This is a genomic window from Streptomyces sp. NPDC087787 (assembly GCF_044743035.1).
Classification (GTDB): Bacteria; Actinomycetota; Actinomycetes; order Streptomycetales; family Streptomycetaceae; genus Streptomyces.
This window is the reverse complement of the sequence record NZ_JBIUVQ010000006.1, coordinates 310,995-322,035: the sequence shown is the minus strand read 5'-3', so window position 1 is coordinate 322,035 and position 11,041 is coordinate 310,995. Positions and strand designations below refer to the sequence as shown.

General features: G+C 71.1%; 6 protein-coding genes. 3 read left to right on the top strand and 3 right to left on the bottom strand.

Annotated features, from left to right (window positions below; genetic code table 11):
* Positions 1-696 precede the first annotated feature (696 nt).
* Together ACIOWN_RS12885 and ACIOWN_RS12880 are read left to right on the top strand one after the other, a co-directional pair.
* Positions 697-5,631, top strand: a complete 4,935-nt coding sequence (locus tag ACIOWN_RS12885) for an NAD-glutamate dehydrogenase (protein ID WP_362357099.1) — start codon at positions 697-699, stop codon at positions 5,629-5,631.
* Positions 5,632-5,859: 228 nt separating this feature from the next.
* The gene (locus ACIOWN_RS12880) at positions 5,860-7,374 is read left to right on the top strand and encodes a hypothetical protein (protein ID WP_401982106.1); all 1,515 of its coding nucleotides are present in this window, start codon (positions 5,860-5,862) and stop codon (positions 7,372-7,374) included.
* Positions 7,375-7,402: 28 nt separating this feature from the next.
* On the opposite strand, the gene ACIOWN_RS12875 is transcribed toward ACIOWN_RS12880, so the two are convergent.
* Together ACIOWN_RS12875 and ACIOWN_RS12870 are read right to left on the bottom strand one after the other, a co-directional pair.
* The gene (locus ACIOWN_RS12875) at positions 7,403-8,212 is read right to left on the bottom strand and encodes an ABC transporter ATP-binding protein (RefSeq protein WP_362357095.1); all 810 of its coding nucleotides are present in this window, start codon (positions 8,210-8,212) and stop codon (positions 7,403-7,405) included.
* Positions 8,205-9,119 carry an ABC transporter permease gene (locus ACIOWN_RS12870; RefSeq protein ID WP_362357093.1) on the bottom strand — a complete coding sequence of 305 codons (915 nt, stop codon included), beginning with the start codon at positions 9,117-9,119 and terminating at the stop codon, positions 8,205-8,207. Before ACIOWN_RS12870 ends, ACIOWN_RS12875 begins: the two co-directional genes overlap by 8 nt.
* A 170-nt stretch (positions 9,120-9,289) precedes the next feature.
* Between ACIOWN_RS12870 and ACIOWN_RS12865 the strand changes: the two genes are divergently transcribed.
* Positions 9,290-9,928 (top strand): TetR/AcrR family transcriptional regulator, encoded by a 639-nt coding sequence (locus ACIOWN_RS12865; RefSeq protein WP_401982103.1) that lies wholly within the window; start codon positions 9,290-9,292, stop codon positions 9,926-9,928.
* A gap of 73 nt (positions 9,929-10,001) precedes the next feature.
* On the opposite strand, the gene galE is transcribed toward ACIOWN_RS12865, so the two are convergent.
* Complete coding sequence (galE, locus tag ACIOWN_RS12860) at positions 10,002-10,985, bottom strand: UDP-glucose 4-epimerase GalE (RefSeq protein ID WP_401982100.1); 984 nt, start codon at positions 10,983-10,985, stop codon at positions 10,002-10,004.
* Positions 10,986-11,041 lie beyond the last annotated feature (56 nt).

Below are 11,041 nucleotides of genomic sequence, written 5' to 3'. Positions count from 1 at the left end.
CGCGGCGGGCCCCCCGCCCGGGGCCCCGCCCCGGGCCGCGGGGGGGGGGGCGCGGGAAGCACCGGGGGAAGCGCGGACAGGCGGCGCAGGAAGACGCGGGGGAGGACGCGGGGGAGCAACGGGGTGAGAGACGTGGAGTGGGAAGCGTGGGAAGTGCGCAGCGGGAAACTGGAACGGCGGGGCACGGCGGGGCACGGCGGGGCACGGCGGGGCACGGCGGGGCACGGCGGGGTCCGGTGGAGCCATACGCCGCCTTCGCCGGCACCACCCCTGTGCAGAACGTCAAACTTCCACCCCCGGTTTTGTACACATACGGCTCATGACGGGCCCCCCGTGAGGAGCGATAGCCTTGTGGCGTGATCAGCGCGATAGTTCGCGGGGGCACCGTCGCCTCCGCTGTGCGCCCGGTGAGCACGGACCGTATCCGTGTCCGGGCGGCGGTCGCTGGTCCTCGCGGGCGGGAAGGGGCCATGGAGGCCCCCGGGACGCCGCGTCAACCACGGGTACGGGCGCGGCGGAGAGCAGCGTCACACCCGTCGGACGCGTCGAACATGACTGATATCCCCCCGCTCATCTCACTTTCCGGCATAGCGTCGAAGCACACCGGACATCCCGGGCCGCGGCGTCACGCCGGAGGGGAAGAGACCGTACTTCCTTCTACGTCACGCAACGGCGCGCGACAGGAGCCAGAGGACAATGCAGACCAAGCTGGACGAAGCCAAGGCCGAGCTGCTCGAGAGGGCCGCCCGGGTAGCTGAGAACAGTCCGCTCGGGGGACACGCCCCGACCGGGTCGACGGGCGAGGGCATGCCGGACCGGGAGTCCGTGCTCGCGTTCCTCCAGCGCTTCTACCTGCACACCGCCCCCGAGGACCTCGCCGACCGCGACCCGGTCGACGTCTTCGGCACCGCCTACTCCCACTACCGTCTGGCCGAGAGCCGCCCGCAGGGCACGGCCAACGTCCGGGTCCACACCCCGACCGTCGAGGAGAACGGCTGGACGTGCAGCCACTCCGTCGTCGAGGTCGTCACCGACGACATGCCCTTCCTCGTGGACTCCGTGACGAACGAGCTGACCCGCCAGGGCCGTGGCATCCACGTGGTGATCCACCCGCAGTTCGTGGTGCGCCGTGACGTCACCGGCAAGCTCATCGAGGTGCTGCCCACCGCGGCGCCCGGCGAGGAGCTGCCGCACGACGCGCACACCGAGTCCTGGATCCACGTCGAGACCGACCGCGAGACCGACCGCGGCGACCTCAAGCAGATCACCGCCGACCTGCTGCGCGTGCTGTCCGACGTCCGCGAGGCCGTCGAGGACTGGGAGAAGATGCGCCAGGCGGCGACCAGCCTCGCCGAGGACCTGCCCGGCGAGCCGGCCCCCGGCGACCTGCGCGCGCAGGAGGTCGAGGAGGCCCGCGAGCTGCTGCGCTGGCTGTCCGACGACCACTTCACCTTCCTCGGCTACCGCGAGTACCGGCTGTGCGACGACGACTCCCTGGCCGCCGTCCCCGGCACCGGTCTCGGCATACTGCGCGCGGACCCGCCGCACGCCGGCGACGACAGCCACCCGGTCAGCCCGTCCTTCGAGCGGCTGCCCGCCGACGCCCGCGCCAAGGCGCGCGAGCACAAGCTGCTGGTGCTGACCAAGGCCAACAGCCGGGCCACCGTCCACCGGCCGTCCTACCTGGACTACGTGGGCGTCAAGAAGTTCAACGACAAGGGCGAGGTCGTCGGCGAGCGCCGCTTCCTCGGCCTGTTCTCGTCCGCCGCCTACACCGAGTCCGTGCGCCGGGTCCCCGTCATCCGCCGCAAGGTCGAGGAGGTCCTGGAGCTCGCCGGCTTCTCGCCCAACAGCCACGACGGGCGCGACCTGCTCCAGATCCTGGAGACCTACCCGCGCGACGAGCTCTTCCAGACCCCGGCCGCCGAGCTCCAGGCGATCGCCACCTCCGTGCTGTACCTCCAGGAGCGCCGCCGGCTGCGCCTGTACCTGCGCCAGGACGAGTACGGCCGCTACTACTCGGCCCTCGTGTACCTCCCGCGTGACCGCTACACCACCGGTGTCCGCCTGCGGATCATCGACATCCTGAAGGAGGAGCTGGGCGGCACCAGCGTCGACTTCACTGCCTGGAACACCGAGTCGGTGCTCTCCCGGCTGCACTTCGTCGTCCGGGTGCCGCAGGGCACCGAGCTGCCGGAGCTGTCCGACAGCGACAAGGAGCGCATCGAGGCCCGCCTGGTCGAGGCCGCCCGCTCCTGGACGGACGCCTTCTCCGAGGCGCTGACCGCCGAAATCGGCGAGGAGCGCGCCGCGGAGCTGCTGCGCCGCTACTCGGGCGCCTTCACCGAGGGCTACAAGGCCGACCACACCCCGCGCGCCGCGGTCGCCGACCTGTGCAACCTCGAGCAGCTGGGCGAGGACAAGACCTTCGCGCTGAGCCTGTACGAGCCGGTGGGCGCCGCCCCCGAGGAGCGCCGGTTCAAGATCTACCAGAAGGGCGGCTCGGTCTCCCTGTCCGCCGTACTGCCGGTGCTCAGCCGGCTCGGCGTCGAGGTCACCGACGAGCGGCCGTACGAACTGCGCTGCGCGGACCGCACGACGGCGTGGGTGTACGACTTCGGTCTGCGGATGCCGAAGGAGTCCGCCGGCATCGGCGACCACCTCGGCGACGACGCCCGCGAGCGCTTCCAGGACGCCTTTGCCGCCGCCTGGACGGGCAAGGCGGAGGTCGACGGGTTCAACGCCCTGGTGCTGGGCGCCGGGCTGACCTGGCGTCAGGCGATGGTGCTGCGCGCCTACGCCAAGTACCTGCGCCAGGCGGGCTCGACCTTCAGCCAGGACTACATGGAGGACACCCTCCGCAACAACGTCCACACCACCCGGCTGCTGGTCTCCCTGTTCGAGGCACGGATGTCGCCGGAGCGCCAGCGCGCCGGGCACGAGCTCGTGGACGCGCTGCTGGAGGAGGTCGACGCGGCCCTGGACCAGGTGGCGTCCCTCGACGAGGACCGGATCCTGCGGTCCTTCCTCACCGTCATCAAGGCGACCCTGCGCACCAGCTTCTTCCAGGAGGCGCAGGGCGGCGGGCCGCACGAGTACGTGTCCATGAAGTTCGACCCGCGGGCCATCCCGGACCTGCCGGCGCCGCGCCCGGCGTACGAGATCTGGGTGTACTCGCCGCGGGTGGAGGGCGTGCACCTGCGCTTCGGCAAGGTCGCCCGCGGTGGTCTGCGCTGGTCCGACCGGCGCGAGGACTTCCGCACCGAGATCCTCGGCCTGGTCAAGGCGCAGATGGTGAAGAACACCGTCATCGTGCCGGTCGGCGCCAAGGGCGGGTTCGTCGCCAAGCAGCTGCCCGACCCGAGCGTGGACCGGGACGCGTGGATGGCGGAGGGCATCGCCAGCTACAAGACCTTCATCTCGGCGCTGCTCGACATCACCGACAACATGGTCGCCGGCGAGGTCGTGCCCCCGCAGGACGTCGTGCGGCACGACGGTGACGACACCTACCTGGTGGTCGCCGCCGACAAGGGCACGGCACGGTTCTCGGACATCGCCAACGAGGTCGCCCAGTCGTACGACTTCTGGCTCGGCGACGCCTTCGCCTCCGGCGGCTCGGCGGGCTACGATCACAAGGGCATGGGCATCACCGCCCGTGGCGCCTGGGAGTCGGTCAAGCGGCACTTCCGTGAGCTGGGCGTGGACACCCAGACCCAGGACTTCACGGTCGTCGGCATCGGCGACATGTCCGGTGACGTGTTCGGCAACGGCATGCTGCTGAGCGAGCACATCCGCCTGGTCGCCGCCTTCGACCACCGGCACATCTTCATCGACCCCGAGCCGGACGCGGCCGTCTCCTACGCCGAGCGCCGCCGCCTGTTCGAGCTGCCGCGCTCCTCGTGGGGGGACTACAACGCCGAGCTGATCTCGGCCGGCGGCGGGGTGTTCCCCCGTACGGCCAAGTCGATCCCGGTCAACGCGCACATCCGCGAGGCCCTCGGCATCGAGGCCGGTGTCACCAAGCTGACCCCGGCCGACCTGATGCGGGCGATCCTCAAGGCCCCGGTGGACCTGCTGTGGAACGGCGGCATCGGCACGTACGTCAAGGCGTCCACCGAGTCCCACGCCGACGTCGGCGACAAGGCCAACGACGCCATCCGCGTCGACGGCCGCGACCTGCGGGTCCAGGTCGTCGGCGAGGGCGGCAACCTGGGCTTCACCCAGCTCGGCCGGATCGAGTGCGCGACGCAGGGCGCCCGGATCAACACCGACGCCATCGACAACAGCGCCGGTGTGGACACCTCCGACCACGAGGTGAACATCAAGGTCCTGCTGAACGGCCTGGTCGCGGAAGGCGACATGACCGTCAAGCAGCGCAACAAGCTGCTCGCCGAGATGACCGACGAGGTCGGCGCCCTGGTGCTGCGCACCAACTACGCGCAGAACACGGCGATCGCCAACGCGCTCGCCCAGTCCAAGGACATGCTCAACGCGCAGCAGCGCTTCATGAAGCACCTGGTGCGCGAGGGCCACCTGGACCGGGCGCTGGAGTTCCTGCCCACCGACCGGCAGATCCGTGAGCGGCTGGCCGCGGGGAACGGCCTGACCGGTCCGGAGACGGCCGTCCTGCTGGCGTACACGAAGATCACGGTCGCCGAGGAGCTGCTGCACACCTCGCTGCCGGACGACCCGTACCTGCGTGGCCTGCTGCACGCCTACTTCCCGGCCCCGCTGCGCGAGCAGTTCGCCGAGCGGATCGACAACCACCCGCTGCGCCGTGAGATCACGACGACCGTCCTGGTCAACGACACGGTCAACACGGGCGGTACGACCTATCTGCACCGCCTGCGGGAGGAGACCGGCGCGTCGCTGGAGGAGATCGTCAGGGCGCAGACGGTGGCCCGCACGATCTTCCGCTCGGCCCCGGTGTGGGACGCGGTCGAGGCGCTGGACAACCAGGTCGAGGCCGATGTCCAGACCCGTATCCGCCTGCACTCGCGCCGACTGGTCGAGCGCGGCACGCGCTGGCTGCTGAACAACCGGCCGCAGCCGCTGGAGCTCGCCGAGACCGTCGAGTTCTTCTCCGAGCGGGTCGGGCAGGTGTGGGCGGAGCTGCCCAAGCTGCTCAAGGGCGCGGACCTGGAGTGGTACCAGGAGGTCTACGACGAGCTGTCCGGCGTCGGCGTCCCGGACGAGCTGGCCACGCGCGTGGCCGGGTTCTCCTCCGCCTTCCCGGCGCTCGACATCGTCTCGGTGGCCGACCGCATGGGCAAGGACCCGATGGATGTCGCCGAGGTGTACTACGACCTCGCCGACCGCCTGCACATCACCCAGCTGATGGACCGCATCATCGAGCTGCCGCGCGCCGACCGGTGGCAGTCCATGGCCCGTGCGGCGATCCGTGAGGACCTGTACGCGGCGCACGCGGCACTGACCGCGGACGTGCTGGCCGCGGGCAACGGCACCGCCACGCCGGAGCAGCGCTTCAAGGTGTGGGAGCAGAAGAACGGGGCGATCCTGTCCCGGGCGCGTTCCACTCTCGAGGAGATCCGCAGCTCGGACGCGTTCGACCTGGCCAACCTGTCGGTGGCGATGCGGACGATGCGCACGCTGCTGCGCACGCACTCGTAACACGCGGGAGGCCGACCCGTACATGAGGGCGGCCCCGGACCTTTCCGGTCCGGGGCCGCCCTCATGCCGTCCACGCTCCCGCCCACGCAGTCTTCCTGCCGTCGGCCCGTCTTCCTGCCGTCGGCCAGGAAACGCCGCACGCCGAATTTACCCTTTCCTGCTAAACGGGATCATTCGTATAAAGTTGCCGCGTGAACTCCCTCGGCAGTCGCACCCGGCTCCTGCGTCATGCGCACCGCGCCGCCTGAGGCACCGTCAGCGGATGCGGCCGTCGCCCGGCCGTCCACTGCCCCGGCAGGGGCCTACGCGCCCCGCGTGGCCGCCGCCTTCCTCGTCGCCCTGCTGCTCCTGGTGGTCGTCCGGCTGCCCTGGGCCGGCGACCTGGGCATGCACGCGGCGACCATCCAGCGGCTGCGCCACAGCCTGTTCCACCCCGGCAATCCGCTCGTCGACGCCGACACCCCGAGCCCGTACTACTCGCCGTGGATGGTGCTGCTCGGCTGTGTCGCCCGGGCCGGCGGGCTGTCGGTGTTCGTGGTGCTGCGGCTCGCCGCGCTCACCGGGCTCACACTGCTCGCGACGGGCGTCTGGCGGTACGTCAGGACCCTGAGCGCGCACCGGGCCGCGCCCGCGCTTGCCGCTCTGAGCCTGGTGCTCCTGTGGGGTACGGAGCTCATCAACTGGAGCGGCTTCCTCTCCCTCAACTCCCTCGCGCTGACGGTGTCGTACCCGAGCGTGTTCGCCCTCGGCCTCGCGTTCCACCACTGGGCCTGGCTCACGAGGGCGTTGCGCACGGCGGCCGGGTGGGAGGTGTGGCTGGGGCTCGGGGCGCTGTGGGCGCTGATCCTGCTGTGCCATCAGTTCACCGGTGTCGTCGCCACGCTCGGCGGTCTCGCCGCGGTGCTCGCGGCCCGGCCCCCGCGGGCCCTGTGGCCGCGGCTCGGCGCCGGGGCGGCCCTGGGGCTGCTGGTGCTGTGGCTGTGGCCGTACTACGACTTCTTCGCCCTGTTCTCGGCCGGAGACGATCTGGAGGAGGTGCACCGGGCCCTGTACGAGCAGTTCCTCGGCCGCTACTGGCTGGCCCTGCTCGGAGTGGCCGCGCTGGTCCCGCGGTGGCGGCGCGACCGGCGCGACCCGCTGGTGATCTTCTTCCTGCTGGGCGCGCTGATGTGCGCCGCGGGCTTCGTCACCGGCCACTACGCCTGGGGCCGGACCCTGCCCGCCGCCCTCGTCCCGGCGCAGCTCGCCGCCGCGCTGGAGGTGGTGCGCAGCGGGCCGCGGACCGTGCGGATCCGCTGGGCATGGGTGCTGGGCGGCGCGCTGGCCCTGGGCGCGTGGGCCCAGGCGGGCGTGCTCGGGTACGCGGTCGGGCGCGAGGCGCTGCCGGACGTGCTCGCGGCCGGCTACACCCGGACGTGGAACGGGTACTACTGGATCACGCCGTACGTGAAGTACGGGGACGTGGTCATGGCCCGGGACCTGCCCTCCCGGCTGATCCCGGCCTACGGTCCCTACACCGTCGCCCCCGGCTACCCGGACTTCTTCCTGCCGGACGAGTCGAGGCGGGAGTGGGCGGTGCGGCGCTACTACACGCGCCGCACGCCGGAGGACGTACGCCGGGACATCCTGCGCACCTATGACGTGCGCTGGGTCGTGGACCGGAGTACGCCCCGCCGCGATCCGGAACTGCGCGTGGTGACCCGCGGTCCGGACGGCCAGATCCTGTACGCGGTGACGCCCTGACCGGCCCGCCGCGGGCGTGGGGCGCGGGCTACCGCTTGGCCTTCTTCTTGTCGGAGCCGCCCGTGAAGGCCTCATAGGCCGCGAGGACCTCCTCGGTGGGGCCGTCCATGCGCAGTTCGCCGCGTTCCAGCCACAGGACGCGCTCGCAGGTGTCGCGGATGGAGGAGTTGCTGTGGCTGACCAGGAACACGGTGCCGGCCTCGGCGCGCAGCTCGCGGATCCGCTTCTCCGAGCGCCGCTGGAAGGAGCGGTCACCGGTGGCCAGTGCCTCGTCGATCAGCAGGACGTCGTGGTCCTTGGCTGCGGCGATGGAGAAGCGCAGCCGGGCGGCCATGCCGGAGGAGTACGTGCGCATCGGGAGCGAGATGAAGTCGCCCTTCTCGTTGATGCCGGAGAAGTCGACGATGCCCTGGTAGCGCTCCCTGATCTCCTCGCGGGACATGCCCATGGCCAGTCCGCCGAGGAGGACGTTGCGCTCGCCGGTCAGGTCGTTCATCAGCGCCGCGTTCACGCCGAGCAGCGAGGGCTGGCCGTTGGTGTAGATCCTGCCGTTCTCCACGGGCAGCAGTCCGGCGACCGCCTTGAGCAGCGTGGACTTGCCGGAGCCGTTGGTGCCGATCAGGCCGATGGCCTCGCCCTTGTAGGCGACGAACGAGACCTTCTTGACCGCGTGCACCCGGCGTACGCCGGCCGCCTTCTCCGCCTTCTCGCGGCGCAGGATCCGGTTGAGGGCGGCGGTCGCGGAGCCCCGGCCGGAGCCGGTGCCGTTGACCCGGTAGACGATGTCGACCCCGTCGACGACGACGGTGGGGACCCTGTCGGTGTTCAGCTCAGCCACGGCCGTACGTCTCCTCAGCCTTCCAGAAGTAGATGAAGCCGCCGACCCCGGCGAGCAGGGCCCAGCCCACTGCGAAGGCCCACACATGGTGGGGGAGCTGGTGGGCCTTGAAGCTGTCGATCAGCGCGAAGCGCATCAGGTCGATGTAGACGGCGGCCGGATTGGACTGCAGCAGCACCTTCAGGACGTGCGGCATGTGGCTGCGGTCCAGCGTCTTGTCGATGCTCCACATCACGCCGGAGGTATACATCCAGGTGCGCAGGAGGAACGGCATCAGCTGGGCGATGTCCGGGGTCCTGGCGCCCATCCGGGCCATGATCATGGAGACGCCGGCGTTGAACACGAACTGGAGGAGCAGCACCGGGACGGCCAGCGCCCACGACATGGAGGGCGTCATGCCGAAGCAGAACAGGATCGCCACCAGGGCGACCATCGAGAACAGCAGTTGCTGGAGCTGCTGAAGCGCGAAGGAGACCGGCAGCGCGGCCCGCGGGAAGTGCAGGGCCCGCACCAGGCCCAGGTTGCCGGAGATCGCCCGGGTGCCCGCCATGATCGAGTTCTGGGTGAACGTCCAGATGAACACGCCCGTCACCAGGAACGGGATGTAGTCCGCGACGCCGCGGCTGGTGCCCATGAGGATGCCGAAGATGAAGTAGTACACCGCCGCGTTCAGGAGCGGGGTGGCGACCTGCCAGATCTGGCCGAGCTTCGCCTGGCTGTACTGGGAGGTGAGCTTGGCGGTGGCGAAGGCGCTGATGAAGTGGCGCCGCGCCCAGAGCCGGCGGACGTACTCGGGCAGGGAGGGGCGGGCGCCGCTGACCGACAGGCCGTGGCGAGTGGCGAGCGCCGAGAGGGGGTGCTCGGCCGCGGCCGGTGTGTGGGGCGGTGTGTGGAGGGCCTGGCTCACATCCGCTGCTTTCGCTCGGGGGGAGGTGGTGCGGGGGTCCGGCTCCGGGTCGCCGATCGTTTCCTTACGGTTCTCTTTAGGTTTTCTTACGTCGGAACGGGACCGTATCGTCGCAACGTGAGCGTACGGCGAAGGTACGCCGCAACGCAACCGTTTCGTCGTAACGCCCTATGCTTGGCCCCATGACGACGAACGCCGACGAGCCCCAGACGCGCCCCCGCCGCCGGGTCCCCGCCGGAGCGGCCGTGCTCCGCGAGGACGTGACGGAGGCGATCCGTGCGGCCGTCTTCGAGGAACTGGCGTCCGTCGGCTACGCGCGGACGTCCATCGAGGGGATCGCGCGGCGCGCGGGCGTCGGCAAGACGGCCGTCTACCGCCGGTGGCGTTCCAAGCTGCATCTGGTGCTGGACATCGTCTCGGCGCTCGCCGTGCAGGGCCTGCCCGCGCCGGACACCGGCTCCCTGGAGAGCGATCTGCGGCTGCTGTACGAGGTGACCTCCCGGGCCCTGCGCCACCCCATCGCCTCGCAGATCATCCCCGACCTCCAGGCGGAGGCGGCCCGCAATCCGGACATCGCCGAGGCCATGCAGAAGGCCCTGCGCGACGGTCAGGAGAGCGTGGCGAGCAGCATCCTGGCGGCGGCCGAGCGCCGTGGCGAGACCAGCCCCGGTCTGGACCGGGACCTGGCCCTCGACCTGATCTCGGGCCCGCTGTACTGGCGCGCGGTCGTCATCCGCACGCCGAAGCTCCCCAAGGGCTACCTGAACGCCCTCGCCCGCGGCACGGCCGAGGCGCTCAAGGCCCTCTGACCACGGGGCCACGCAGGCGAGGACGCCATCGGGGCCGCGGGCGCGGCAAACCCGATGGCGTCCTCGGGCGGTGTCAGGGCCGGGGGTGGTGGTGGAGCCAGCCCTCCCAGGCGGTGGTGATCATGTCGCGGAGGTCGCGGCGGGCCTTCCAGCCGAGTTCCACCGTGATCCGCTCGGCGGAGGCGACGACGCGGGCGGGGTCGCCGGGGCGGCGGGGGACGACCGTCGGAGGGCTGTCGTGACCGGTGACGGCGTTGATCGTGTCGATCATCTCGCGCACCGAGACCCCTTCCCCGCGGCCGATGTTCAGCGTGAGGTCGCGACCCGGGGAGGAGCGCAGGGCGCGCGCCGCGGCCACGTGGGCCTCCGCGAGGTCCGCCACGTGGATGTAGTCACGGATGCAGGTGCCGTCCGGCGTGGGGTAGTCGTCCCCGAAGATGAGCGGGGACCTGTCCTCGGTCAGCCGTTCGAAGACCATCGGGACCAGGTTGAAGACCCCGATGTCCGCCAGCTCCGGGTTCGCCGCGCCCGCCACGTTGAAGTACCGCAGGGACGCCGTCGACAGGCCCGTCGCCCGGCCGGTCGCGCGCACCAGCCACTCGCCGGCCAGCTTCGTCTCGCCGTACGGCGACATCGGCGCGCACGGCGTCTCCTCCGTGACCAGGGCGTCGTTCCCGGCGGCGTACGGCATGCCGTACACGGCCGCCGAGGAGGAGAACACGAAGGACCCGACCCCGGCCTCCGTCCCGGCCTCCAGCAGGACCCGCAGGCCCTCGACGTTCTGCCGGTAGTAGAGCAGGGGCTGCTCCACCGACTCGCCCACCTGCTTCTTCGCCGCCAGGTGGACGACACCGGTCACCTCGTGCTCGGCGAGGACGCGCGCCACCCGGTCGCCGTCCAGCGTGGAGCCCTCCACCAGCGGGACGCCCTGCGGGACGCGCTCGGCGATGCCGGTGGACAGGTCGTCGTACACCACCGCCCGCTCGCCCGCCTCGGTCATCGCGTGGACGACGTGCGCTCCGATGTAGCCGGCGCCGCCGGTGATCAGCCAGGTCATGCGGGCGTCTCCTCGTCAGTTGGCCCAGGTCGTCGGGGGAATGCGGATCGTGGCGC

Bases quoted from the DNA above. Each gene is read 5' to 3' on its own strand.
- ACIOWN_RS12885 (WP_362357099.1), top strand. From the start codon at position 697: ATGCAGACCAAGCTGGACGAAGCCAAGGCCGAGCTGCTCGAGAGGGCC.
- ACIOWN_RS12880 (WP_401982106.1), top strand. From the start codon at position 5,860: ATGCGCACCGCGCCGCCTGAGGCACCGTCAGCGGATGCGGCCGTCGCC.
- ACIOWN_RS12865 (WP_401982103.1), top strand. From the start codon at position 9,290: ATGCTTGGCCCCATGACGACGAACGCCGACGAGCCCCAGACGCGCCCC.
- galE (WP_401982100.1), bottom strand. From the start codon at position 10,985: ATGACCTGGCTGATCACCGGCGGCGCCGGCTACATCGGAGCGCACGTC.